The organism is Mycolicibacterium llatzerense (assembly GCF_025331195.1).
Taxonomy (GTDB): domain Bacteria; phylum Actinomycetota; class Actinomycetes; order Mycobacteriales; family Mycobacteriaceae; genus Mycobacterium; species Mycobacterium llatzerense.
This window is the reverse complement of record NZ_LXOV01000015.1, coordinates 145,887-171,419: the sequence shown is the minus strand read 5'-3', so window position 1 is coordinate 171,419 and position 25,533 is coordinate 145,887. Positions and strand designations below refer to the sequence as shown.

Genomic DNA, 25,533 nt, shown 5'->3' with positions numbered 1-25,533 from the left:
CGTGGCCTATGCCTCGAACGTGGTGTGTTCACCGCAGTGCTCGTCCCTCAGCACCTTCCCGTCATGCCGGATCGTGCGGTTCCGCGTGGTGCCGTCGTGGTACACATGGCGAACTTCGCGGCAGCCGCACGCATATCTCAGGTCGTCGTAGCTGAGGCCGTCGTCGTCGGATTCGACGTGGTGATAGCCCTCGGCCAGGTGGCCACAGGGCGCCTTTTGCCTGTCGAAATGCGTCGTGCTCGCGACCATCATTCGCCTCCTCGCAGCGGGAGAATGATGTGGGTCACATTCAGGATATGCCCGGGTGCACCCGGTCGTCTACGACGACGCGGTCATCCGCCGGGTGAGGTCAGGAGCCTCCGAGTCTTCCGGCGATGGACTCCGGCGATGGACTCCGGCGTAGGGTGAGGAGATCGGCGGTATTTCGCATACGGCTGTTCGAAGCCGTTTCGTCGCCGAGTTGAAGAATCTGGCCGATTCGCGGTCAAGATCGGAGCGTCGCAATGACGCCACCACCCTCCCGCAGCGATGTCGGGCGCACCAATTCGGTACCGCATCAAGTGCGATGCGGTTATGGCAGACGATAATCCGACATCCCGGGACGCCAAACCCGTTCAGCCGCAGGCTGATTCACTCGCAGTCGGAATGAGCTGCGAGAACTACATCTTTAATAGATCGGATTTCAACCATGACCGTACGCGTAACGTGCGACGGCGGGGCAATTGACGAGTTTTCCCGCTTCGCCGACCGCTACATCAAACACGACGATGGATCGCTGGAGATCGTTCGACTCGGAGCTCCGAAGACCACGAGCTATGACGCGGGGTGCTGGACCGAGGTGACCGGAGATGAGCACCAGACGCGGCGGGCGCGCTTCCGTCACTGGTTCACCCGGACAGCCGTCGCCGGAGCCTAGCGACCGAGTATCGGAACGCTGCGGCGCAGCTTCTGGACGATGGCCGGCACCCGTGACGCCTGCATGAGTGTCTTGAACTGCCAACTGTCGTCGGCGGGTACGACGCCGGCTGACTGCAGCGCGTCGAGGAGATCGAACAGCGTCTCGCCCTCGTACATCAGCCCATCGGAGTTGAAGTGATAGCGGTCGACGGCGGTGCACTGAACGAAGGTTCCGATGCCATGGACCGTCGGCGCGGTTTCGTCGTACGGATAGAACCGCAGCGACCCGTCGAAGTGCCCACTTCCGATGTACCGGATGACGATTCGGGTCTCACCTTCGGGTGTGATGTCGATGTAGACCTGTCCCGGCAGCGGGTCGTAGCGCCAATCGGGTATGGCGTCGAAGAATGCGAAGTTGTACTTCACGAACTCGTCCAGCCCGACCAGCGTCCGGCCGAAGGTGGTGGGGTCCTTGTAGCGGAGGTCCTGGGTATACAGCTCGTCGTTGAGCGACATGTCCCGCATCAGCCAGCTCCACCAGTACTTCTTGGCCCACTCGATCAGCCAGGCGACGTCGATCCCGAAGTTCTTGTAGTGTGCGACTTTTCGCTCGAAGTCATCGAACCACCGCTGGGTCATGGCCGTCAGTTCGTCCTCGCCCAAGACAGGTACCTTGCCGCCTGACCGGTTACCGGCCAGGAATTCCGGCAGCGGCTGCCGCAGCCGCGGTTGGGCGAGAGCCTTCTGAAACAGTTCTTCATTGAACATGCGCAACGCTCCTTGGATCGGTTGTCGGATGGTCGTCAGACTTGGCCGGCCCGGCGCTCGACCGCGCGGATCAGCTCCTGCACCTTCGCATTTCCCGCGAGCCAGCTGTCGAGCCCCACGTTGATCGCGCCGCGCAGCAACGCATACGGCTCCCAGCCGCTGGGCGCGATGGTGCGGGCAGCCCGGCGCCCGATCCCGTCGGCGATCACCTTCGCGGCCTGTGCTGCGGTGATGCGCACGTTCAGGGGCCACGGCAACAGACTGCCGAGTTCGACGCCCAGATCGTCTTTGTCGAGCATGTCATGCGTCATCGCGGTCTCTACGACGCCGAAGTAGGCGATGCCGGCGCTCGCGCCGACCGCGGCGAGTTCGACCCGCAGGGCGCGTCCGAGCTGTTCGACTGCGGCTTTGCTCATCATGTACGTCGCGCCGCCCATACCCGGAGCGAATGCCGCGCACGAGGAGACGACGACGACGTGTCCGTTGGCCGCGATCACGTGGTCGAGTGCCGGGCGCAGCGTGTTGAACACTCCGGTGAGGTTGATGCCCATGACGCGGTCGAAATCATGAGCGTCCATGGTGCGCAGTGTCGCCGGCTCGGGCGTCACGCCGGCGTTGGCGACGACGACGTCGAGGCGGCCGAAGTGTTCGACGACTCGCGTGGCGATCTTCTCCATGAGCTCGCGGTCGCGGACATCGGCCCCGAGCCCCAGTGCAGAGGGCCCGAGCTGCCGGGCGGCGGCCTCCGCGCTGCTCTCGTCGACATCGACGATGGCAACCCGCGCACCGCGGCGGTACAACAGCTTCGCGAGTTCCCAGCCGATGCCCTGACCCGCGCCGGTGATCAACACGGTCTTGCCGCTGACGTCGTAGGTCGTCCCCGATACCCAGCTGAGCGGGTTGAGCTGGCCGATATCCATTACGCTGTCACCTCGTACGCGTCCACGTCGAATTTGCTTGTCCGGCTGCGGTATTCGAAGCTCCAGTTGGGGTAGAGCCCCGAGTTGTGGCCATCCGGGGTGGTGTAGTAGCTCTGGCAGCCCCCGGTCAGCCACACCGTCGAGGTGCTGCGGCGTTCCATCTCATCGAGGAAGGCGTCCTGTGCCTCCTGGCGTACCTCGACGCGGTGTGCGTCCGCGGTGCGCATCGTCGTCAGCGCATCCACGATGTAGGTGATCTGTGACTCGATCATGAAGATCGCCGACTGGTTACCCGCCGCACCGAACGGGCCGAGGGTGCAGAAGAAGTTCGGGAAACCGGCGACGGTGGCGCCCAGATAGGTCTGGCGCTGTTTGCGTTGCAGGTCGCCGATCGAGACGCCCACGGGGCCGATGATGCGGTCATAGGCCGCGGGGATCGGTTCGAAACCGGTGCCGTAAATGATGGTGTCCACCGGGATCTCGACGCCGGCGCGGGTCACGATCGAGTGCGGTCGAACCTCGGCGATGCCGTCGGTGACGACCTCGACGTTGTCCTTGGCCAGGGCGGGCAGGTACGCATCGGCGAAGATCGCGCGCTTACAGCCCAGCATGTAGTCCGGTGTCAGCTTCTTGCGCAGCTCCGGGTCGGAGACCTGCCGCAACAACTGGAATCGGCCGAGCGCCTCGTAGGGGTAGCGGAACCGGGTGTCGACAAACCCGACGAGCCCGAGCGCCTCGATCACCGAGTACCAGGCTCCGCGAATCACCTTGCCCGTCAACGGAAGATTGCGCAGCAGGGCGCGTTCCAAGCCTGCTGTGGTTCGGTCCATGCGCGGGACGATCCAGGGAGCCGAGCGCTGGAACACGGTGAGTGCGGCGACGTTCGGCTGGATCTCCGGTACGAACTGTACGGCCGAGGCGCCGGTGCCGATCACGGCAACCCGCTCGCCGGTCAGGTCGTGCTCGTGGTCCCAGTGCAGCGAGTGAAAGGCCTTGCCCGCGAACGTATCCAGTCCCGGCAGCGACGGGTACTTGGCCTCCGCGAACGCGCCAGTGGCGGAGACCAGGAAATCCGCGGTGAGCGCGCCGGCACCGGTGTCGATGTGCCACAGCGACTCTGATTCGTCCCAACGCGCGCCGAGCAATTCCGCGCCGAATCGAATATGGCGCACCACATCGTGTTTCGTCGCGACGGATCGAATGTACTCGAGGATCTCTTTCTGCTGGCCGTACGTGCGCGACCAGTTCGGGTTGGGCGCGAACGAATAGCTGTAGAGGTGTGAAGGCACGTCGCAGGCGCAGCCGGGGTAGGTGTTCGCCTGCCAGGTGCCACCGAGGTCGGTTGCGCGTTCCAGGACGACCAGATCGTCGAATCCCGCTTCGCGCAGCTTGATCGCGAGCCCGATGCCGCCGAAGCCTGCGCCGACGATGGCGATGTGTCTGTGTTCGGCTTGTGCTGCCATGGCTATCGGCTCCTTCCGTGCAGCAAGGAAACCAGTCGGTCGACAACGGCGTCGATCGTGGTGCTGCGCGCGAATGTGGTCAGTGCCAGAGGCGAGGGGAAACGCTGCTGCGTCGTCGCCTTGGCGTAGGTGAATTCTCTGAGGCCGTCGGGGCCGTGCACGCGGCCGAAGCCGGAGCCGCCGACGCCGCCGAGCGGCAGGGTCGGGATCGTGGCGTGGGCGACGAACGCGTTGATCGAGGTTCCGCCGGCGCGGATCCGGTCCGCGATCTGGCGCCCGTTGCGGCGGGAGAACACGGTGCCGCCCAGCCCGTAGGACCCGGAGTTGACGCGTTTGATCGCCTCGTCCATGTCGGCGACCTTGGCGACGGTCAGCGTGGGCCCGAAGGTTTCCTCAGTGACAGCGAGGGCGTCCTCGGGCACGTCGACCAGGATGGTGGGCTGTACGAACTGACCGTCGATCGCGTCGATTCCGCCGAGCAGTGCCGTCGCGCCACGCGCTATCGCATCCTCGATGTGGCGCCGGATCACGTCGATCTGCTTGGGCATGGTGATCGGGCCGATCTTGGCGTCGCCGCCGGCCCGAAGCCCCCCGGCCAGCCCCATGAGCTTGTCCACGAACTCCGCATAGACGGCTTCGTGGACGTAGACGCGCTCGACGCCGAGGCAGGTTTGACCCGCGTTGGACATCCCGCCCCACACCGCGGCATCCGCTGCGGCGTCGAGGTCAGCGTCAGCGTCGACGATCAGGGCGTCCTTGCCGCCGCATTCCATCAGCACCGGGGTCAGCCGTTCCGCGCATGCCGCCATGACCCGTTTGCCGGTGTCGGTGGAACCGGTGAAGCCGATCTTGCCGACGTTGCTGCGACAGAGCGCTGCGCCCGTTTCGCCGAGCCCTGTCACCACCTGCAGTACCGATTGTTGGGGTGACACTCTCGCGAATGCGGCGGCCAGCCACAATCCGACCCCGGGGGAGTATTCGCTCGGCTTGAACACCACAGTGTTGCCGGCGGCGAGCGCGAACGCGACCGAACTGAGCGGGGTGAACACCGGGTAGTTCCACGGACCGATCACGCCGACAACGCCGAACGGGCGGTGCTCCACCCATGCCGCCTGGTTGATCGTCAGCAGGCTGGAGGGCACCGGCTTGCGGCCGAGCACTTTCTCGGCGTTGCGCGCCGCCCACTTGAGGTGTTCGAGCGCCATTGCGATCTCGAGCTTGGCGTCCGAGATCGGCTTGCCCATTTCGTCGTGCATGACCTGGGCCAGGTCGGCCCGGCCCCGGGTGATCTCCGCGCGCCATGCGTCGAGGTACTTGGCCCGTTCCACGAATCCCATTGCGCCCCACCAGTCGGCGGCCCGGTGCGCACGGTGTACGGCAGCATCCACCTCGGCGACGGTGTGCACCGGATACGTGCCCACCGTCGTTCCGGTCGCCGGATTGCGGACGTCGAACATCGAAACCTTTTGTCTGGTACGGGTATTCGTCAGCGTGGCCACTGTTGGTCCTTAGGTCAGAGGTCGAGTACGAGGGAGTCGCCGGCCGCGCGTGAGACGCAGGTCAGCATGTAGGCATCCCGTTCGGTGTCGGGCAACGTCCGGTCGCGGTGGTCCACCTGACCCGCAAGGACTCTCACCTTGCACGTGCCGCAGAACCCTTGCTGGCAGGAGTAGGCGGCACCGGGTAGCTCGCGCCGGATGGCCGCCAGTGCCGTCTCCTCGGCGCCGACTCGGACGGTCGCGCCGGCGCGTGCCAGCGTGATGTCGAACTCCCTACCGTCGATTACCGGCCGCGCCGAGAACCGCTCGGTGTGTAGAGATCCGGTCGGGTTGGCGGTGAATGCGGTGCGCTGCGCGGCATCGAGCACCGGCGGCGGGCCACACACATACATCGCGGAATCGGCTTCGGCTCTGCCGATCAGCACGCTGATATCGGGAGCGCCGAACTCATCGTCTGGCCTGATATCGAGTTCACCGCCGGTCAGAGCCTGCAGCTCGTCCAGAAACGGCATCGTCGTCCGTGATCGGCCGAGGTAGACCATCTTCCACGGCACGCCCGCGGCGTCGGCCGCCTTGACCATCGGCAGGATGGGCGTGATGCCGATGCCGCCTGCGACGAAGAAGTAGGTTGGGGCCTCGACAAAGGTGAACGCGTTGCGGGGGCCGCGCACCCGAATCATGTCGCCCACCGAAAGCGCGCCGTGCACCTCGAGTGATCCGCCGCCGCCATCGGGAAGGCGGCGCACGGCGATCCGGTACCGGGAGCGATCGTTCGGGTTGCCGCACAGCGAGTACTGCCGCTGCTTGCCTGAGGGTAGGAACACGTCCAGATGTGCGCCAGGCGTCCAGGCCGGCAGTTGCGCGTCGTCGGCCGATCGCAGTGTCAGGCTCACCACGTCCTGTGCCTCGACCTGCACCGCCTCGATTCGGACGTCGAGCTCGAATCCATTGCGCCGTAAAGGGTTCGGGCGAGAGAACAGGGGAGCGGTCGGGCCGACGAACACCTGCTTGTACACGTCCATGGCGGCGCCGAACATGCGCAGGGGTGCGGGCGGCGTGAATTCCTCTGTCACCGTGGGGCTTTCCATCAGCGACCGGCCGCGCGCGCGGCCGGCGAATGCGCGAGGTAGCGCAATGCCGAGTCCATCGGGCCGAGTTGCGACGGGTGAAAACCCGGCCGCAGGTAGCGCGGGAGCTCGGTGAAGAAGGTTGCGAAGTTGGGCACGATCCCGCGCACCGTCGCGCTCACGAACTGCACCGGCCACATGCGGCCCTTGTCCGGCTCAGGGTCCTTCGCGTACAGGTACACCGACGACAGTAAGAAGGTGGTCAGCAGGGTGGCGCTTGCGACGACGGCAGTCCGTGCTTTGCGTGCGTAACTGCCATCGACATACATGTAGGCGTCGTAGACCACGCTGCGATGCTCGACCTCTTCGGCGCCGTGCCACTTGACCAGATCCAGCATCGTCGGGTCCATGCCGAGTTCTGCCAACTTGTCGTTCTCCAGCATCCACTCGCCGATGACGGCGGTGTAGTGCTCCATCCCGGCGAACAGGCCGAGCCGTTCCTTGAGCCATTCCTCCTTGGCGCGCCCGGACAGACCGTGATCGCCGAGGATCCGATCGACGAACCACGAGAAAGCCCGCACCATCGAGTCGACGTCGAGGCCTATCGACTGCAGATGCTCGCGAGCGCCGGCATGGCTGCTGGCGTGCATCGACTCCTGCCCGACAAAACCGGCTACTTCTTCACGGAGCCGCTCGTCATCGATATACGGCATCGCTTCGGCCAAACACTTGGCCATCGCACGCTCGCCTTCGGGGAGCACCAAGTGCATGACGTTGACGATGTGGGTGGCAAAAACCTCATTGGGGATGTAGTGCATCGGCACCGAGCCGAAGTCGAAGTGGACGTCGCGCGCGTTGATCGCGTGCTCTTCCTTGCGGTAGCGGCGCCTCGTCGCGCCGGCCGATTCAGCCATGATCGAACTGTACGATGCAACAAGATTGATTGCAATGTTGCAGCAACAAAATTCCTCGATATGTTGCACTGGTCTGGTTCTTGCTACCGTTGCGGCATGACCTCGGCACTTGTCACCTCGACAGATGCGCCGGAGACCGACGACTCTGTACGGGCCCGCATCCTTGATGCTGCGCTCGTTCAGTTCGAGAAGGTCGGTGTCAAGAAGACGACCATCGAAGACATTGCCCGGCAGGCCGGGGTCGACCGCGTCACCGTTTACCGTCGCGTCGGTTCACGCGACGACGTGGTCGCGGCGGTGTACGACCGGGAGGTCGCGCGCGTCCTCGCCGAGCTGGCCGCCATCCCCGCGCGCCACGACAATGTGGCCGATCTCGTGGCCGACATCTTCGTCACCGTCATCACGCGGTGGCGCAGTCATCCGCTCGTCACTCGAATGCTGGCGCTGGAGCCCGAGCGGGTCCTGCCGCGGCTGACGACGGATGGTGCATCGACGTTCGCCACGTCCATCGCGGTGACCGAAGCGGTATTCCGGCAGGCGATCCGCGACGGATTGCTGCCCGAGACGCCGGACATCCAGGCGCGCGCCGAGATCGTCTGCCGGATCGTCCATTCGCTGGTCTTGACTCGCGCCGGCCTGGTCCCACTGGAATCCGACGAAGAACTCAGCGCATTCGCGCGCACCTACCTGATGCCGATCATCAACCCCTGACGCCCGGGTGTAGCGGTCGGCAAGAACATCATCAGTTGCCGATGATCGACCACATCACTTCAGTGCAGTAGTCGACGAGCTGGTCCTGCGAGATGCTCAGCTGGCCCGACAGCCAGTCGAGAAACAGCTTCACCAATGCACCGGAGAGCGCACTGATCTGAAGCGCGCGGCGGTTGTCGTCAACCGCCGTTCCGCTCTCGGATTCGTCGGTCAGCGCGGTGGCGACGAGGGAGACGAATCGCGGCACGGTCTGGGCGCCGTGCTCACGCAGTGCGTCATTGGCCACGGTTTCGCGGAACAGGATGCGCCCACGCCGAGGGTCTTCGGTGATGAAGGCGAGTGCCGCTCCGAAGGCCACTCGTGCGCGAGCCCGTGGATCGGCGGGGGCCGTGAGCACCTCTTCGAGAACCTGCGCGGTCAGCGCATCTGCAACGCGGTCGTACACCTCGACCAGCAACGAGTCCACGTCGCGGAAGCTCTCGTAGAAGTAGCGCAGCCCCACGCCGGCATCACGGCATACGCCCCGCACCGTCGTTTCCGGCGCACCGAGGGTGCCCAACAACTCCGTCCCCGCTGCGAGTAGCCGTTCGCGTCGTTCGGCGGCACGGGCGGCAGACGACTGGCCGCGCCACAAGTCCTCGGTCGGTGAGCTCACCAGCCGATTTTCGCAGTGACCATGACGGGACGTGAACGACGGTCTGGTCGACTGGCTTGACATCAGTCAATTCTATAGGAAACATACGCTTCCTATAGAAGGCGGTTTCACCTGCTCCCCCGGATGTCACGGCGCGCGAGTTGATCGACGACCTGGAAAGAAAGAGATGAAATGAGCCTGCAACTCACCGAAGAACAGCACGATCTGGTGCGGACTGTGCGGGATTTCTGCCAGAAGCACTGCGACACCCGCGAGCAGCGGCTGGCGCTCACCGAGGGCGGAAAAGAGCTGCACAGCACCAAGATCGCCACCGACATGGCTGCGCTGGGATGGCTGGGACTGTCGATCCCCGAGGAGTACGGAGGTTCCGGCGGCAGCCTTTTCGACGCGTGTCTGTTCGTGGAGGCAATGTCGCGGGGCCGGGCGCCTCTGTCGAGTTTCCCGGTGACCCTCATCGTCTCCCACACCTATCTGAAGTTCGGCAGCGACTTCCTCAAAGGTCAGGTCCTCGGCGGGGTGACCACCGGTGTGGTCACCTCCATCGCGATGAGTGAACCGGGATCGGGCTCGGACGTGGCGTCGCTGACCTGCCGCGCCGACAAGGTCGACGGTGGCTACGTGCTCAATGGACAGAAGACGTGGTGCTCCAACGTGCACCTCGCCGACTACGTGGTTGTCGTTGCGCGCACGTCGCACGGTGGCGCCAAACACGAAGGTATCTCGATGTTTTCGGTGCCGACGGGCAGCCCGGGCATGGAGATCCGGCAGATCGAGACGATGGGTGGCCGGGAAGTCAACGACATCTACCTCACCGACTGCTTCGTGCCCGAGGACCGGCTGGTCGGTGTTGAGGGTCAGGGTTGGGGGCAGTTGGTCGCCGGACTCAACATCGAGCGGATCATCATCGGCGCGATGTTCCTGGGTCTGGCCCAGCGCGCCTTCGATGACACCCTGGCGTACGTCAAACAACGCACCCAGTTCGGCAAGCCGGTCGGGTCGTTTCAGGCGTTGTCGCACCGATTGGCTGATTTGGCAATGGAATTGGAAGCCGCACGGCTGCTCGTCTATGACGTGGCGCAACGTGTTGACGAGCATCCCGACAGGCTGCTGCCGCGTGAGGCGTCCATGGTCAAGTTGAAGACCACCGAGCTGGCCAAACATGCCGCGCTGGAGGGTGTGCAGATGATGGGCGGCTACGGCTATGCCTCCGAATACGGCATGGAGGAGATGTTGCGCGCCACCGTCGTGGGCACGATCGTGGGCGGCACCAGCGAGATTCAACGCGACATCATCGCCAAAACCCTTGGGCTGTGACCATGTGTACGCCACAACAACATCGCATGCCGGAGCCTCAACGTGGTTCGGTTCGCGCCCGGGCGCTGCGAGGGTTGTCGGCGTTGACGATCCGGCGGGTGGCCGCTGCCGCGCCGGTGAATGCCGGCACGGTTCCGGTTGTGCGGCAGCTCCTGGAGCGCGGCCTGCGGGCCTCCGCTCCCACTCTCGGCGGTACCCGGATCGAACTGGTGGATGAGGGCGACGTTCGCGGCGAATGGGTCAGGGGCCCGAAAGCGAGCCGAGATGACATCGTCGTGCTGTATGTGCACGGCGGCGGCTTCGTCGCCGGGTCGCCACGTGCGTATCGCGGTGTGACATCGCGGCTTTCGACCGCGCTTCGTGCACCGGTGTTCGGGCTCGCGTATCGGCTGGCACCCGAGCATCCCTTTCCGGCCGCACCGCACGACGTCGATGCCGCCTATCGTTGGCTGCTGCGCTTTGGCTACCGGCCTGACCAGATCGTGGTCGCGGGCGACTCGGCGGGCGGCTACCTGGCCGCCGACCTCGTCATCGCCAACGCCCGCGCAGGACTTCCTGAGCCGGCGGCGCTGATGCTGTTCTCGCCGATGGCCGATCTCAGCCTGTCGATCGCCGAAGTCCACGACGGGGCCGTCGACGAGGGCATCCTGTCCATGTCCGTCGCGCGGGCCGCAGTCGCGCACTACCTTGACGGCGACGGCGGTCCCCATGACCTGCAGCCGGCAGCCGGTATGTCGTTGCCGCCGACGCTGATTCAAGCCAGTACTACCGAACTGCTCGGCGGTGACGCGGTTGAATTGGCGGACCGGTTCCACCGTGCCGGTGCCACGTGCGAATTGCAGATGTGGCCCGATCAAATCCATGTCTTTCAGGCGCTACCCGTCGTGGTACCCGAATCGCGCATGGCCTATCGCGCAGCCGCTCAATTCCTGGCATCGATCACCGGGTCCGCGCAACGACCTGCGATGTGACAGCCCGGGTTTCCGGCTCGCGCGCTTCCCTGAAATTCCACCATGATTCGACATCACGACAGTTGAGGAAGTCATGCCTGAGACAGCTATCACGACGCTGCCGGCCGCGTTTCAGTACACCGCGTCCGTCGACCCTGATGCGGTGGCGCTGCGGACGCCAGGAAATACCCACACCATGACCTGGCGGCAGTACGCCGAACTCGTGCGCCGGGCCGCCGCCGGACTGGCTGCGCTGGGAATCAGACGGGGCGACACCGTGGCCCTGATGATGGCCAACCGAATCGAGTTCTACCCGTTGGAGGTTGGCGCGCAGCATCTCGGCGCCACGTCGTTCTCGGTGTACAACACGCTCTCAGCCGAGCAACTCGGCCACGTGTTGGGCAATGCCGGTGCGCGGGTGATCATTTGTGAACCCCAGTACGTGGAACGGATCCGGGCCAGTGGGGCAGCGCCCGAGCACGTCGTATGTGTCGACGAGGCGCCGGCCGGAACGATATCGATGTCGGCGTTGCTTGCCGGTGGCGCAGACGATTTCGACTTCGACGCGGCGTGGCGCGCCGTCCAACCAGACGATGTGGCGACACTGATCTACACCTCGGGAACCACCGGCAGCCCTAAAGGTGTGGAGACCACCCACGCGAATCTGTTGTTCCAGGTGCAGGCAATCGATGAGGTCCTGGAACTCCGATTCGGCGACACCATCACCTCGTTCATGCCGACGGCGCACATCGCCGACCGGTTGACCGCGCTGTACGTCCAGGAGGTCCTGGGCACCCAGGTGACCGTCGTCGCGGATGCCAAACTGATCGCAGCGGCTCTGGCTGAGTTGCACCCGACGGTGTGGGGTGCGGTGCCGCGAGTATGGGAAAAGCTCAAGGCGGCAATCGAACTCAGCGTCGACAGCGAGTCGGACGAAGTGCGTAGGCAAGGGCTGCGCTGGGGACTCGAGGTGGCCGCAGACCGTAGCCGATACGAACTGGCCGGTCAGCTGGTCCCCGCGGACATCGCTGCCGAATGGGCACGTGCCGATGAGTTGGTGCTGTCGAAAATCCGCGCGAAACTGGGGCTGGACCGGGTTCGGTGGGCATTGTCGGGGGCGGCGCCGATCCCGCCTGAGACGCTCGGTTTCTTCGCCGGCCTCGGCGTTCCGATCGCCGAGATCTGGGGCATGTCCGAGCTTTCCTGCATCTGCAGTGTCACCCACCCACGGGAGGCCAAACTGGGCACCGTCGGAAAGCTGGTTCCGGGCATGCAGGGGCGCATCGCCGCGGACGGTGAGTTGCTGGTCCGAGGACCGCTGGTCATGAAGGGCTACCGTGGCGAGCCCGACAAGACCGCCGAGGTCATCGACGCCGATGGTTGGTTGCATACCGGCGACGTCGTCACCATCGACGACGACGGCTTCCTCCGGATCGTGGACCGCAAGAAAGAACTCATCATCAATTCGGCCGGCAAGAACATGTCACCCACCAATATCGAGAACGCCATCAAAGCGGCGACCCCACTGATCGGAGCGATGGCTGTCATCGGCGATGGCCGCCCCTACAACACCGCGCTCATTGTGCTCGATGCCGAGAGCGCATCAACCTATGCTGCGCAGCGCAACCTGCCTGATGCGTCGGCAGCTGCGCTCGTCGCTGATCCTGTTGTGGTCAAACAAATCTGCGCCGGAGTCGCCGCCGGGAACGGTCGGCTGGCCCGCGTCGAGCAGGTGAAGCGGTTCCGCATCCTGCCAACGTTCTGGGAGCCCGGCGGAGAGGAGCTCACGCTCACCATGAAGCTCAAGCGCAGAGTCGTTGCCGAGAAATACGCCGACGACATTGACGACCTCTACGGTCCAGAACCCCTTCGTGGCGTTCATGAACCGGGCTGACCCTGCTGATGCCGCCGGGAATGGTCAGGGACGCCGCGGTGCCTACCGTGCCGCCTCCTCCGTTCGGCGCGGAGACCTGCAGCGGGATGCGATCCTCAACGCCACCCGAGAACTACTGAGCACCAACAGTTTCGAGAGTATCTCCGTTAGTGCGATCACCGCCCGCGCCGGCATTACCCGATCGGGCTTCTACTTCTACTTCGATTCCAAACACGCCGTATTGGCGACCATGCTGCGAGCCGCCGTCACGGAACTCGACGAACTGACTGACCACTTCGCGCCCAGGACTCAGCAGGAATCGCCCGAAATGTTCGTGTCGAGAATGGTCGGCACCCTGGCCACCGTGACTTCGCGCAATGACCCAGTGATGGCGGCTTGCCAGGCTGCCAGGCAGACCGATGCCGAGATTCGCGCGATCACCGACGAACTCAGTGACGCAGTGATCGCGGTGGTGCAGCAGAACATCGCTGCCGAAGTCGCGGCCGGCACCGCCGCGCCGATCGTCGACGACACTGCCGCACTCGTGCGCATCCTGTCGGCCACCACGCGGTTTGCCGTCAGCGGCGACACCGCGTTCGTCCGATCGGCCGATGATCTTCCGAGGGCATTGCACGCCATCGAGCAGCTGTGGCTGCACGCCTTCTGGGGCTGTCGCTGATCCAGAGCTCTGGGTCTACGGGCTGAAGTCGGTGTTGCCGACCAGCACGTCGGTCAGCCGCAGCGCGATGGTCGCTCTCCGCGACGCGAGCTGTCGCGCCGAGCGCTGGATTTCCGCCGTCTGTTCCGTCCGGACAGCCTGATACCGCAGGAGTGCCGCGGCGACGTCACCGTCCTCAGCATCGGCGAGCTGGCGAGCGAGTTCCGCACCATCCTGGATCGCCTGATTGGCGCCCTGTCCGCCGAAGGGTGTCATCGGGTGTGCGGCATCGCCGAGCAGCGCGATGCGGGCGGTGGTCCAGCGTGCGATGGGGTCCCGGTCGTAAACCGGGTGCATGTACACCGGCCCGGTTGCGCCACGGATCAGCCGGCCCACCACGGGCTCGAAATCGTCGAACTGCCGGGCCAGCGCCGTCAGATCCGCACGCGCCGACCACTGGTGCAGCGGTGGCTCGTCGACGCCGAGGGTCGCGTCGACCGCCACCTGGCGGCCCGCGCGTACCGGCATCGCGATGACGTGTTTGGCGTAGTCGGCCGAATGCCACGAGCGCAGACGGTCATTCGGTCGACTGTCCAGGCAGTCCACCGGGCTGACCGCGCGGAAGATCACCGAACCGCAGTAATTGATTTCGTCATCGCTGAACAGCGTTCGCACGGTGGAGCGCAGCCCGTCGGCGCCGATCACCAGCGGCGTCCGCAGGACGGCGCCGTCGACGAACGTGAGCGCGACATGATCGTCGTGCTCGACGAGCCCGGTCAGTCGGTGCCGTAGGCGCACCTGGTCCCGGCCCAGATGGGCCACCATGAGGGCGTGCAGATCAGCCCGGTGGACGGTGCGCGGCGACAGCTCGGCGTCGGCGTACCCGAACCGTCCGTGCTCGGAACCGATGTTCGGGGTGGCGGCGTAATCGGCCACAGATTCCACGTGACCGGCCTGATCGTGGGTCTCGAAATATCTTGTTGCCGAAGATATCTGGTTGAACTCGTCGAGCATTCCCCATTCTTCGAACAACCGCAGCGTCGGCGGCGAGATCCCGAGTGGGCCGCCGACCTCGCCGAGCTCACGGGTCTTGTCCACCACGATGGCGTGGTGGCCGTTGTTGCGCAACGCAATCGCTGCGGCGAGGCCGCCGAGGCCCGCGCCGACGACGATGGGTGCGGTGGTGTGGTGATCGGACACGACTGAGTGCCTTTCAGGTTCTGGGATGAGTGAAGCGCGCCAGGCCCTCGGCGTCGAGGGCAAGCCGGGGCACCGCTTCCGGTCGGTGGCTGACGACGGTGCGCACGTTGCAGATCGGCAGCCACAGTCCGTCGTGGATGATCAATTGCTGTATGTCGTGCACCAGCTTTCGGCGCCCAGCGGGGTCGGAGCAGTGCAGTTGACCGTCGAACAGGTCGTCGAGCCGACCGCGTTCCGCGCGACACATCGCGTTGCGCTGGTCGACCGCGAACTGATACCGCAGCGCATCGGGATCTATTGCGGTGTAATAGAAGAACCGGAAATCGTAGGCTCCGGACTGCTGCCGCGACCGGAGTTCGCCGAAGTCGACGTTGTGCGGCACCAGCTCGATGCCATGCCCGGCCCACTGGTCGGCCACCGCGGACAGCAGTTCGGCGTCGACGGGGGAGAACGAGCTGTTGAACACCACCTCGAACCGCAACCCGTCGGCTCCGGCCGCATCGAGTAGTCCCCGGGCCGCTGCCGGATCGTGCGCCAGCTGCGCTGAGCAATCGAGGTAGTGCAGTGCGGTCGGCGTGAGCACCGAGCCGGCCACGGTGTAGCCGCACGAGTCCAGAATCTGCCGCAGTCGCTCGCGATCGATCAGCAGCGACAGCGCGCGCCGGATTCGGGGATCGGTGAGCGGCCCGCGAGAGACGTTGGGACACAGGCCATAACTGATCCCCGGATTGTGCAGTGCTGCCGTCCGGAAGCCGTCTGCGGGCCCGGCGTGCACATCGGCGAGTTCGTCGTCACCCGCAGTGAACAGCAGCCGGTGCTCGCCATCGGTGAGGCAACCTGCGCCGGCGGGCACCCACGACCCGGTGCCCAAACGCATCCCACCCGCTGACGGTTTGCTCACCGCCAAGTTCACGCCGGCCAGGCTGTGCAGGAACGCGGCGTTGTGCCGATCGAACCGGAACACGACCGTCTCGCCGCGCGATTCCATACCGGACAACCCGGCCAGGCCGGCAATCGCCGACGGTAGGGGAGTGGCCGCCGAAAGGTCATTGATGATGTCGCAGAAGCTGTTTCGGACCATATCGGCAGTGAGCGGAACACCGTCGGAGAAGTGCCGACCGGCCGGGATCGTCAGCTTCACCGTCAGCGGATCGGGACGAGACCACGACGACGCCAGCCACGGCCGCAGCTGCGCGGTCACGGGGTCGATGTCTACGAGGCTCTCGAACGCCTGTCGCGCATAGGTTTTCGAGATGCCGTTGTAGGCCAGGCGAGGGTCGACGGTGAGTTGCCCGGGCGGCCAGGCGAAGCTGATGTCGTGCGTCACTGGGCGACTCCGGCCCGCGTAAAGACCGCTGGCCGCGCCGCGGCGGACGCGACGAGGCCGACGACGGCGATCAGTACTCCGGAGAAAACGAACAGGCGGTGCGGGCTATCGAAGCTGCCGATCGCCGTCGCGCCGACCGATACCCCGATCGCCGCACCCAACGCACGCAGATAGTGGTAGACAGCGGAATCGAACGTGACCCGGCCGGAATTGGTCAGCACGTTCGTGGCCAGCGAGCTCCACAGAAAGCCCATGGCGCCGCCCATCACGGTGGCGCAGATCAGCAGCGAGCCGATGTGATCGGCCGCCACCGCGACACCGAATCCGGCCAGTGTCAGGCAAGCCGCCCCGTAACTCACCAACCGGGTGTTCTTCGCGTCCTCGCCCGGGCGACCGAACTTGGTGATCGGCAGGAGGCCCGCGACGACCGCCATCGGCAGCAGCACCAGCGCCGCGCGGTAGGAGCTGAACAACTGCACCCGTTGCAGGACGTAGATCACCACCAACGTGAAGACGTTGGTCGCGATGCCCGCGGCGAACACGATCAGAAAACTGCGGTACAGAATCGGCCGCCGGGCGCCGTCGCCGCCCGACCACCGGCAGGCGCCGATCACCCCGACGCCCAGCACCGTCGCCAGCGCGCCCAACAGCACCTTGGTCGTCAGCTCGGTCGTCGTCCCGGCCGCGAGGAAGATGACGACCTGCACCAGCCCGAAGCCGACGATCAACGTCGCTCCTCTGCGCGACCTCTCGGGCTCAGCGTCGGGCTCGGGTGCCTGCGCGCGTGCGCCCCACGCCAACAGCGGGATCGACGCGGCGGTGGTCAGGACCGTCTCGTACGGGAAGGCCCGCCACCCCCACGCGTCGTTGAGCACCGCGGTGATCAACGGTGAACACAGCGCCGACGCCGACACCACGAGCCCCCACGTTCCGAGGAATGCCGTGTGGTGATCCGGGTAGAACTGTTGCCGCGCGATCCGGAACAGCTGCGGCGCCAACAATGCCGATGTCGCGCCCTGCAGGAACCGGATGACGATGAGCACCCAGAACTCCGGACTGAGGCTCGCGGCGATGCCGAGTACGGCGAGCGTTGCCGAACTGACGTAGAACGTCGTGACGGGCCGGCAGCGGTGCAGCAGCAGGCCTGCCGGCAGCAGGGTCGCACAGAACCCGGCGAGGAAGGCGACGCCGACGTTGGCGGCCACGCCGTAGGACAGGTGGAAGTAGTCCGAGATCGACGCGTTCAGCAGAACGGTCGCCGAGGAATTCGAATAGAGGGTGTACTCAGCGAGGTATAGCGACGCCGCAACGGCGTAGAGAGATGGCTTCATTTTTCATCACAGGAACTGGAAGGGTGAACGTTCGGGCAGCGAGAATCAGCGCGCGAATTTGTTCAACGGCGCCAGGCGGGCGCGGTTCCAGATCGAGGAGAGAAAAGACGGGGTGCACGACGAGTACGCCCGCACCATGGGTGCGGGAACCTGGTCAGAACGAGCACCCACGCGAGCGACTATACCGGTCAGCTCCTCGCGCGCCCTCGGTGCCTGAGGCCAGAACCCCGCCCGCGGGATTTGCCGGAAACCCGCTACGGCGGGACGCGGCGCCGAAGTCTTGATTGCTGAACAGCACGTATTTGCTGGTCAGAGGTTTGTCTTCCTTTCCTGCGTGCGGGTAAGATGCAAGGATGCTGTTTCGCCACGTACGTAGCTCAGGCGCTGCTGGCGCGTCTGCTGTGCTCCGCTGGGCCGGCCTGAGTGCCTCGGTACTGCTCACCGTCGCGGCCCCGCTCGTCATCCCGAGCGTGGCGGCTGCCGACGACTGCCCCGACGCCGAAGTCATCTTCGCGCGCGGCACCGACGAGCCGGTGGGCATGGGCCGTGTCGGTGATGCTCTCGTCGATTCGCTCCGTAGCAAGACCAGCGGCCTGGTCATCAGGTCCTACGCGGTGAACTACAAGGCCACGATCACGCAGCGGCACAGTGGCGAGGGCGCCAAGGACGCGATTGCTCGCGTCAAGTCCACCGTGGCCGAGTGTCCCAACACCAAGATCGTCCTGGGCGGCTACTCGCAAGGCGCGAGTGTGGTCAACATCGTGGCGGGATTCGACGGAGTCAACTGGGGTGATCCGCTGCCGTCCGAGTACGTGAAAAATGTTGCGGCGGTTGCTACTTTCGGCAACGTCGCCGACCGTACCGGTGGCGCGCCGCCGACTCAGAATTCGCCGCTCAGCGCCAAGGCGATCGACCTGTGCAACCCTGCAGACCCGATTTGTCACGCGGGTGCGGGCAACTCCTGGACCGGCCACACCCAGGGCTACGTCCCCGAGTACACCGACCAGGCAGCGTCTTTCGTGGCCTCCGCGCTTCTTGCCGGGACGGCTCGGACCCTGCCCGGCTACGGCTCGCAGTTCCCGGCGTATGGCCCGCAGCCCGGGCCTGGTCCGCAGGCTGGTTATGGTGCGTTGCCGGGGCCGCCGCCGGCCTACGGCACGCCGCCCGGGCCTCCGCAGGCCTACGGCACGCCGCCCGGCCCGCAGGCGGGCTACGGATTGCAGCCTCCCGGTTCGGTTCCGCCGGTGTCTGCGCCGACATCGTCGTCTCCCGTACCGGGGTTGGTCTAGCGCGACCCCTGCGGCGGTGTCCCCAGCATCATGAGCGCGACATCGACGGCTTCATCGACCATGTCCTGCAACGGAATTCCCTGATGAACAGCAAAGGTCAACAGCTCGTTCAACGCGCCCAGCAGCATGACGACCCGAAGCAACGACACCGGGGCAGCGCCAGTTTCGCGCAGTTGCTCGGTCTCCGTGAGGTTCTGGATGAGTGCGCGGTAGGCCTCGGCGTACTGAAAATGCAAGGCCCAGCTCTTGGGGCCGAGCGCGGCGAAATCTCGGGTGAGCGCACTGGTCAGCGCGGGCCGCTGGTCGCATACGCCGATCCAGGCCTCGACGGCGGCACGGACCTGGTCTTCGTTCGAGGCCGCCGGGTCGATGGCCTGCCGAATGGCGTCGATGATGATCCGGACGCTCTCCGAGTAGAGCGCCTTCAGGCAGTCTTCGATGTCGGTGAAGTGCTGATAGAAGGTGCGCCGTGAGGTGGCGGCCACCCGCACCACGTCGGCGACGGTGACGCGGGCGAAGCCGGTCTCGACGATGCAGTCGGCCATCGCATCGAGCAGGCGCTGCCGGTGCCCCTTGCTATCGGGCTCGGCAGTCAGCGACGGACGTTCTTGCACCCTTGACATCTTTCCCCACGGTCGTGGTACGTTCGTGTACCGCACCACCTGGTACGAATATGTACCACATTTGCCGTCGCCTCAAGGGGAGAAGGATCGTCATGGTGGATCACGAGATCGTCGTTGTCGGCGCCGGATTCTCCGGTATCGGACTGGGGATTCAGCTCAAGAAGGCCGGCTTCGAGGATTTCCGGATCCTGGATGCCGCCGACGGTATCGGGGGAGTATGGCACCACAACCGGTACCCCGGTGTCGCCGTTGATATTCCGTCGACCACGTACTCGTACTCGTTCGAGAGCAACCCCTCCTGGTCGCGGCTCTTCGCGCCCGGTGCCGAACTGCGGCAGTACGCCGAGAGTTGCGTGGACAAGTACGGGCTACGACCGCATATTCAGTTGCGCACCAAGGTCGACCGCGCGGTGTTCGACGAGCGTGAGAACGTCTGGCACGTCCACACCGACCGCGGCCTGATCATTGCCCGGTTTCTGATCGGTGCGGTCGGCCCACTCGACCAGCCGAAGAATCCGGACATCAAGGGCATCGACGATTTCCGCGGAGAGTTGGTGCACACCGCGCGGTGGGATGACGCGGTCGAAATCGACGGGAAGCGGGTTGCGGTCATCGGAACCGGCGCCACCGCACTACAACTCGTGCCGCAGCTGGCCGAGCGGTCCGCGCACCTGGACGTCTACCAGCGCACACCCATCTGGGTGGTGCCGAAGTTCGACGGCGCCATCCCGGAATGGGTGCAGGGGATGTTCGAGGCCGTGCCGTTCACGCAGGACGCGGTCAGCATGGTCACGACGGTGCTCTCCGACTTCATCTTCACTGCCGGCGTGGTCTATCACACGCGGCTGCCGTTCCTGGTCCGCGGCATCGAGCAGGTCTGCCGCCGGCACCTCGCAAATCAGGTCAAGGATCGCGAAGTCCGCGAAAAGCTCACTCCGGCATATGCATTCGGTTGCAAGCGGCCGTCATTCTCCAACACCTACCTCAGTACGTTCAACCGGGACGACGTCGATCTGGTCACCGATCCCATTGCCAGGATCACCGAACACGGGATCATCACCGAGACGCAGGATCCGCAGACCGGCGCACGGCGCGAAATCGAGCACGCTGTCGATACCCTGGTGCTGGCAACAGGTTTCAATATTCTGCAGCTCGGTGCCATGCCGGCGTTCCCGGTTGTCGGGCTCGGCGGCGTGGAGCTGGGTGCGTTCTGGGACGAGAATCGCTATCAGAACTACGAGGGCGTCTCGACGCCGATCGCACCGAACTTCTGGTTGATGAACGGGCCGTGGTCGGTGACGGGCGCCTCGTGGTTCTCGATCATCGAAGCGGGGTGCCGCCACATCGTGCGATGTCTTCAGGAGGCCCGTCGACGCGGAGCCATTCGTGTGGCGGTCAAGCAGGAACCCCACGACGAGTACATGCGCAGCATGCGAAAGAAGGCTGCCCACACGGTTTTCGTGCAACCCAGCTGCGCCCAGGCGAACAGCTACTACTTCGACCGTCATGGCGACGCGCCGTTCGTGCGGCCGGTATCCGGGGTGTCTCTTTGGTTGGCCAGCAAGACATTTGATCTAGACAGCTATGACTACACGACCGACGCGCGCAAGCGCGGTCGCACCAGAGTTGCTGTGGAACAAGGGGTCTAGCGCACAATGGCATTTACGCGGTCGTGATAAAACCGCCGGAATCCCGCACTGCGTGAGCATGGCTAATTCCTGAAGAATTGCTGTACGCCGCGCTTGGTGCGGCGTACGCTTTTCTGAGCTGCGCCGGGTGCGGCCTGCCTCGGCGCAGTGCGAACTTCGGGAGCAACCATGTTGGCCCAGGGATTTGACGTCGTCATCGTCGGTGCTCGATGCGCCGGCTCGCCGCTGGCCGCGATGCTGGCCCGGCAGGGAGCAAATGTAGCTGTCGTGGAACGAGCGACGTTTCCACGAGACACCCTGTCGACACACATCTTCGAGGCAGATGGGTTGGCGTTCCTCGACCGGCTCGGCGTGACGGACCAGCTGCGCGCCACCGGTGCGCCGTTCATGACGCGGTCCAATTCCCGCGCCGAGGATTTTCAGTTCAACGCCGCATGGCCGCAACGCTCCGGTGATGTGGGCGGTAGTGCCTCCGTCCGACGCACGTTGCTCGACCCGATTCTGGTCGGTGCTGCCGAAGAGGCGGGGGCAGAGGTGCGGATGGCCACCGACGTCACCGGACTGGTGCAGGACGGCGATCGGGTCACCGGTGTGCGCGTCAGGACTCACGGCCATGAGGCTGAACTTCGCGCGCGCCTGGTTGTCGGCGCGGATGGGCGGAACTCGACCGTCGCGAATCTTGTTGCCGCGCGCAAGTACAACATCGTGCCGAATCAGCGGTTCGCGTACTGGGCGTTCTTCGAGGGCGCGAACATGCCTGCCGAGCCGACGAATGTGTTCCACCGGTGGGCCGACAAGTTCGTGATCGGTGCCGCAGCCGACAACGGGCTGTACCAGGTGGTCGTCATCCCCGAGTTGTGCGAGCTACCGCGATTCCGTACCAATCTCGAGAGCAGTTTCATGGAGCACGCGCTCAGCTGCGAGCCGGTGGCGGAGGCATTGGAGGGCGCTCGGCGGGTCGGCAAGTTGTTGGGGATGGTGCACTACACCGGCTTCTTCCGTGAACCGTGCGGTCCGGGCTGGATGCTCGTCGGCGACGCCGGCCACTTCAAGGACCCGTCGCCGGGGCGGGGGATCGGCGACGCGTTCTCACAGGTCGACGCGGCGGTACCGGAGATCGTCGAAGGCCTCGGCGGTTCCCCGGAAGCGCAGGATGCGGCGTTGGCGCGGTGGGGCAGGTGGCGCGACCACGAATTCTCCGACCACTACTGGTTCGCCAACGATCTGGGTAAGGCGGGCCGGGTCCCGGCGGTGTTCCCGCAGATGGTCGCGGACCTGCACGACAAGGGGCAGATCGGGCGATTCCTCGACCTCTTCACGCACCGGGAGAAGCCTTCGAAGGTGCTGAGCCCGGCTCGACTCTTCGGCTCGGCCGGACGGCTCTTGCGTCATCAGCACCAGGGCAGGCGCGCGGTGCTGAGCGAGGTGCGGACCCTGGTCGGCGAAAATGCGCACCGCCAGCTGCTCAACCACCGCCATGCCTACGTGACGCCCGCCGAGGCGCTGAAACCTGCTGGGGCGACGGAGGTTGACGCCAGTAGCGCGCGCTGAGCGGATTTCAGGTCAGGGTGTAGGACGTCATCGACAGCGACCCGTACGTATAGCCGTCGACGAGCACATTCGCGGGAGTGTCGGCCGCTGAACACAATCCGGCGAGGTAGAGCATCGGGATGAAATGATCCGGTGTCGGCGCGGCGGCGGCGAAGTCGGGATGTTCCCGCAGCCGCACAATCTGGTCGGGGGCGCGGGTCAGCAGATCGGCCGCAGCGTCGTCGAACCGTGTGGCCCAGTCGAATCCGCCGTCGGCGAGCCGCGTGTTCATGGCCCGTAGGTTGTGCACGATGTTGCCGCTGCCGACGATCAGGACACCCCGGCTGCGGAGCTCGGCCAATTGCGCGCCGAGTGCGACGTGTTCCTCCAGAGGTTTCTCAGCGTCGATCGACAACTGCACCACCGGGATCGAGGCGTCGGGAAAGGCATGTACCAACACCGACCACGTGCCGTGGTCGATACCCCAGCTGTCCCGGTCGGCCCCGACCCAGGTCGGTTTGACGGTCTCGGCGATCTCGTCGGCCAGCTCGGGCAGTCCCGGCGCCGGGTACTGCACATCGAACAACTCCTGTGGGAAGCCGTAGAAGTCGTGGATGGTGCGAGGCCGCGCCATGGCAGTGACCGCGGTGGCGTTGATGTACCAGTGCGCGCTGATCACCAGGATCGCCCGGGGGCGGGGCACGGACTGGCCGAACTCCGTCCAGGCGGCCGTATACCGGTTGCGTTCCACGGCGTTCATCGGACTGCCGTGTCCGATGAACGCCGCCGGCATGAGGGCGGGCAGGTCAGCTGATCCGGTCATCGTGCGGTCAACGCTACCGGGATTGCGCTCCCGCCGCCGCTGCGGCGGCGGCGCGTCCCGCCCGCCGCCCGAAGAACGAACCGGCACCCAGCTGTGTGCCACTGGAATACCCCTTGGCGTCCTGCGCAATGGTGGAGGCACAGGCGCCGGCTGCGTAGAGGCCGGCAATGGCATTGCCGTTGTCGCGCAGCACTTCACCGTCGACCGAGATCGCCAGGCCCCCAAGGGTGAAGCCGCTGTAGAACGCCTTGCCCAGACTCAGATCGAACGCCGCCCATGGACCGACGTCCTGAGGCTCCAGATACGTTGCGGCCTTGTGGAAGTCGGGATCTTCGCCAGCCGCGGCGTTCGCGTTGTACCTATCGAGGGAGCACTGCAGCCGGCCGGCCGGGATGCCGAGTGCCGTTTCCATCTCGGCGACATCTTCCCAACCGTCGATCAACTGGACCAGCGGCATGGCCGGCATCTCGACGTGCTGGGAGTCGACGACGAGGTACGCCACACTGTCGGGTTGTTCGAGAGCGAATGCGGAAGTTCGCGCGTGATAGGAGTCCTCGGCGACGAACCGGTCCCCGTTGCGGTTCACGATGAGGCCGGTGAGCAGCTTGGCGGGCGGATACACCGGCGCGGTCATGAACGCCTGGTCCAGGTATTTTGTTGCGGCGCCGACAGATTGGCCCATCCGGATACCGATGCCATCGTCGTAGCTGCTGCCCAAGGCGAAAACACGCGCGTCGGCCAGTTGCGGGACATGCTGCGCCAGCATCTCCGGGTTCATCACGAAACCACCGGTGGTCAGGACGACGGACTTCGCCCGCACGGCGCCGGTCTCACCGAAGCTCTTCCAGGTGGCCCCGACGACCCGGTCGTCCTCCACGACCAGCGCGGAGACGCCTGTCTCGTAACGGATTTCCACGCCCAGTTCTGCCAGCCGCTCGACCAGAAGTTTGACCACCATCCCCGCGCCACCGGTATCGCCCGGCACCGGCACCTTGTGGCCCCGGGGGGCCGGCACCGCACTGTCGCGGAACGGCCACACCTGCTCGTTTCCGGTGTACATCAGCCCCTGCGTCTCCGGCTGGATGACGGCCTTGTGCGGGTAATAGCTGCGCTCGAATTCGAACCCCAGCGCTTCCAGCCATCCGAGATGCTCCGCGCTGCCCTCGCAGTAGGCGCTGATCAGCTCCGGCACAGGCTCTTTCGAGACCGCGGTCAGATAGGCGGCCATCTCGGCGGCGGAGTCGGTCTGGCCGGTGGCTTCCTGGACCGCGGTGCCGCCGCCCAGGTAGAAGTGGCCGCCCGCCATGGCTGTGGTGCCGCCGGCGACCGCGGCACGTTCGAGCACCAATACGCGCGCACCCGACGCGGCTGCTTCGACAGCCGCGCATCCGCCTGCCATGCCGAGTCCGACAACCAGCACGTCGACCTCGTCGGAGAACGACGAAACACCCTGTACCGATACTGTTTCCGGAATCATCAGGCGCCCGCCGCAGCCTTCTTGATGTGCTCGAACATCGCACGAATCTCGGGGCTGAACGCGCCGAGTTCGATGTACGGCACCCCGGCAGACGCGCCGTCGACATAGGCGAAACGCATCAGACCGCCCGACATCTCGCCCTGTTGGACGATGGCCAGGCCCTGTTCCTGCGCCGACGCCACGGCCGCGTCGAAATCGCCTGGCTCGAAACACACATGGTGCAGTCCCGGACCGCTGCGCTCGAGGAATTCGGTGTAGATGCTGGTGCCCCGCACCGGCTGGATCAGCTCCAACTGCATGGCGCCCGAGTACGACATCGAAATGTGGGCGGTGAAATCCGCGGGCTCGCCGTGCAGGCGACAGGTTTCCGGCCCGAACTCGATATTGGGCATCCGGACCCATGCACCCACGCCGAACTGCTTGCTCAGCAACTGCTCGGTCGCCTCGATATCGTCCGTGACCCAGGCGATTTGGCAGATCGGTCCATACGCGACGGTCATGGTGTTCCTTCCGAGGGGCGAGCGGCGCCGAGGGGCGCACGACTCAAAGTAAGCGAGAATGCTTAAAGCGTCAAGCGTTGGTGATTGCATTTTCA

General features: G+C 65.3%; 25 protein-coding genes. 9 read left to right on the top strand and 16 right to left on the bottom strand.

The annotated features are described in order from the left end of the window. Positions 1-6: 6 nt before the first annotated feature. Complete coding sequence (locus tag A7G45_RS23985; protein ID WP_260940704.1) at positions 7-249, bottom strand: hypothetical protein; 243 nt, start codon at positions 247-249, stop codon at positions 7-9. Positions 250-688: 439 nt separating this feature from the next. On the opposite strand from A7G45_RS23985, the gene A7G45_RS23980 reads away from it, so the two are divergent. Continuing rightward, positions 689-916 (top strand): hypothetical protein, encoded by a 228-nt coding sequence (locus tag A7G45_RS23980; protein WP_260940703.1) that lies wholly within the window; start codon positions 689-691, stop codon positions 914-916. Here the strand turns inward: A7G45_RS23980 and A7G45_RS23975 are convergent. The 6 genes from A7G45_RS23975 to A7G45_RS23950 are packed head-to-tail and all read right to left on the bottom strand — an operon-like array spanning position 913 to position 7,528. Then, positions 913-1,665 (bottom strand): nuclear transport factor 2 family protein, encoded by a 753-nt coding sequence (locus A7G45_RS23975; RefSeq protein WP_260940702.1) that lies wholly within the window; start codon positions 1,663-1,665, stop codon positions 913-915. The two genes, A7G45_RS23980 and A7G45_RS23975, sit on opposite strands and share 4 nt — an antisense overlap. Positions 1,666-1,700: 35 nt before the next feature. Continuing rightward, on the bottom strand, positions 1,701-2,585 hold the full coding sequence (locus A7G45_RS23970; protein WP_260940701.1) for a short-chain dehydrogenase/reductase: 885 nt from the start codon (positions 2,583-2,585) through the stop codon (positions 1,701-1,703). Continuing rightward, the gene (locus tag A7G45_RS23965) at positions 2,585-4,048 is read right to left on the bottom strand and encodes a flavin-containing monooxygenase (protein ID WP_260940700.1); all 1,464 of its coding nucleotides are present in this window, start codon (positions 4,046-4,048) and stop codon (positions 2,585-2,587) included. The genes A7G45_RS23970 and A7G45_RS23965 overlap by 1 nt, the downstream gene beginning before the upstream one ends. Before the next feature lie 2 nt (positions 4,049-4,050). Next, entirely contained in the window at positions 4,051-5,505 is a 1,455-nt protein-coding gene (locus tag A7G45_RS23960) for an aldehyde dehydrogenase family protein (protein ID WP_260940870.1), read from the bottom strand. 56 nt (positions 5,506-5,561) lie between these two features. After that, on the bottom strand, positions 5,562-6,635 hold the full coding sequence (locus tag A7G45_RS23955; protein WP_377042153.1) for a PDR/VanB family oxidoreductase: 1,074 nt from the start codon (positions 6,633-6,635) through the stop codon (positions 5,562-5,564). Further along, positions 6,635-7,528: a metal-dependent hydrolase gene (locus A7G45_RS23950; protein ID WP_260940699.1), complete on the bottom strand. Its 894-nt coding sequence runs from the start codon at positions 7,526-7,528 to the stop codon at positions 6,635-6,637. The genes A7G45_RS23955 and A7G45_RS23950 overlap by 1 nt, the downstream gene beginning before the upstream one ends. A 96-nt stretch (positions 7,529-7,624) precedes the next feature. Here A7G45_RS23950 and A7G45_RS23945 point away from each other — a divergent pair, with 96 nt between their 5' ends. After that, positions 7,625-8,239, top strand: coding sequence for a TetR/AcrR family transcriptional regulator (locus A7G45_RS23945; protein ID WP_260940698.1), 615 nt, complete (start codon positions 7,625-7,627; stop codon positions 8,237-8,239). A gap of 31 nt (positions 8,240-8,270) precedes the next feature. Here the strand turns inward: A7G45_RS23945 and A7G45_RS23940 are convergent, their stop codons facing one another. Then, positions 8,271-8,894: a TetR/AcrR family transcriptional regulator gene (locus A7G45_RS23940; RefSeq protein ID WP_260940697.1), complete on the bottom strand. Its 624-nt coding sequence runs from the start codon at positions 8,892-8,894 to the stop codon at positions 8,271-8,273. Positions 8,895-9,065: 171 nt separating this feature from the next. Here A7G45_RS23940 and A7G45_RS23935 point away from each other — a divergent pair, with 171 nt between their 5' ends. The 4 genes from A7G45_RS23935 (at position 9,066) to A7G45_RS23920 (ending at position 13,710) form a co-directional block, all read left to right on the top strand. Next, a complete protein-coding gene (locus A7G45_RS23935; RefSeq protein ID WP_260940696.1) occupies positions 9,066-10,208 on the top strand; it encodes an acyl-CoA dehydrogenase family protein in 1,143 nt (380 codons plus the stop codon). A 26-nt stretch (positions 10,209-10,234) separates the two neighbouring features. Beyond that, a complete protein-coding gene (locus tag A7G45_RS23930) occupies positions 10,235-11,179 on the top strand; it encodes an alpha/beta hydrolase (RefSeq protein WP_260940695.1) in 945 nt (314 codons plus the stop codon). Positions 11,180-11,252: 73 nt separating this feature from the next. Next, a complete protein-coding gene (gene fadD11, locus A7G45_RS23925) occupies positions 11,253-13,052 on the top strand; it encodes a fatty acid--CoA ligase FadD11 (protein ID WP_260940694.1) in 1,800 nt (599 codons plus the stop codon). After that, complete coding sequence (locus tag A7G45_RS23920) at positions 13,039-13,710, top strand: TetR/AcrR family transcriptional regulator (RefSeq protein WP_260940693.1); 672 nt, start codon at positions 13,039-13,041, stop codon at positions 13,708-13,710. The genes fadD11 and A7G45_RS23920 overlap by 14 nt, the downstream gene beginning before the upstream one ends. A 15-nt stretch (positions 13,711-13,725) precedes the next feature. On the opposite strand, the gene A7G45_RS23915 is transcribed toward A7G45_RS23920, so the two are convergent. From A7G45_RS23915 to A7G45_RS23900, 4 genes are read right to left on the bottom strand one after another with little or no spacing between them, the layout of a single operon-like run. Continuing rightward, positions 13,726-14,889 carry an FAD-dependent oxidoreductase gene (locus A7G45_RS23915; RefSeq protein ID WP_260940685.1) on the bottom strand — a complete coding sequence of 388 codons (1,164 nt, stop codon included), beginning with the start codon at positions 14,887-14,889 and terminating at the stop codon, positions 13,726-13,728. A gap of 13 nt (positions 14,890-14,902) precedes the next feature. After that, a complete protein-coding gene (locus A7G45_RS23910) occupies positions 14,903-16,216 on the bottom strand; it encodes an ABC transporter substrate-binding protein (protein ID WP_260940683.1) in 1,314 nt (437 codons plus the stop codon). Beyond that, positions 16,213-17,547: an MFS transporter gene (locus A7G45_RS23905; RefSeq protein WP_260940681.1), complete on the bottom strand. Its 1,335-nt coding sequence runs from the start codon at positions 17,545-17,547 to the stop codon at positions 16,213-16,215. Before A7G45_RS23905 ends, A7G45_RS23910 begins: the two co-directional genes overlap by 4 nt. Positions 17,548-17,592: 45 nt before the next feature. Beyond that, entirely contained in the window at positions 17,593-17,718 is a 126-nt protein-coding gene (locus tag A7G45_RS23900) for a hypothetical protein (protein ID WP_260940680.1), read from the bottom strand. Between the two features lie 182 nt (positions 17,719-17,900). Here A7G45_RS23900 and A7G45_RS23895 point away from each other — a divergent pair, with 182 nt between their 5' ends. Continuing rightward, positions 17,901-18,836: a cutinase family protein gene (locus A7G45_RS23895; RefSeq protein ID WP_260940679.1), complete on the top strand. Its 936-nt coding sequence runs from the start codon at positions 17,901-17,903 to the stop codon at positions 18,834-18,836. Here the strand turns inward: A7G45_RS23895 and A7G45_RS23890 are convergent. Further along, positions 18,833-19,450 carry a TetR/AcrR family transcriptional regulator gene (locus A7G45_RS23890; RefSeq protein WP_052506346.1) on the bottom strand — a complete coding sequence of 206 codons (618 nt, stop codon included), beginning with the start codon at positions 19,448-19,450 and terminating at the stop codon, positions 18,833-18,835. The two genes, A7G45_RS23895 and A7G45_RS23890, sit on opposite strands and share 4 nt — an antisense overlap. A 101-nt stretch (positions 19,451-19,551) precedes the next feature. Between A7G45_RS23890 and A7G45_RS23885 the strand changes: the two genes are divergently transcribed. Then, complete coding sequence (locus A7G45_RS23885) at positions 19,552-21,108, top strand: flavin-containing monooxygenase (RefSeq protein ID WP_260940678.1); 1,557 nt, start codon at positions 19,552-19,554, stop codon at positions 21,106-21,108. A 168-nt stretch (positions 21,109-21,276) separates the two neighbouring features. Further along, entirely contained in the window at positions 21,277-22,659 is a 1,383-nt protein-coding gene (locus A7G45_RS23880; protein ID WP_260940677.1) for an NAD(P)/FAD-dependent oxidoreductase, read from the top strand. 7 nt (positions 22,660-22,666) lie between these two features. Here the strand turns inward: A7G45_RS23880 and ygiD are convergent, their stop codons facing one another. Genes ygiD through A7G45_RS23865 form a run of 3 tightly spaced genes read right to left on the bottom strand, consistent with a single transcriptional unit; the run spans position 22,667 to position 25,438 of the window. Next, the gene (gene ygiD, locus A7G45_RS23875; RefSeq protein WP_452297413.1) at positions 22,667-23,431 is read right to left on the bottom strand and encodes a 4,5-DOPA-extradiol-dioxygenase; all 765 of its coding nucleotides are present in this window, start codon (positions 23,429-23,431) and stop codon (positions 22,667-22,669) included. 43 nt (positions 23,432-23,474) lie between these two features. Next, positions 23,475-24,938 (bottom strand): FAD-binding protein, encoded by a 1,464-nt coding sequence (locus A7G45_RS23870; protein WP_260940675.1) that lies wholly within the window; start codon positions 24,936-24,938, stop codon positions 23,475-23,477. Next, a complete protein-coding gene (locus tag A7G45_RS23865) occupies positions 24,938-25,438 on the bottom strand; it encodes a VOC family protein (RefSeq protein WP_260940674.1) in 501 nt (166 codons plus the stop codon). The genes A7G45_RS23870 and A7G45_RS23865 overlap by 1 nt, the downstream gene beginning before the upstream one ends. Positions 25,439-25,533: the final 95 nt, after the last annotated feature.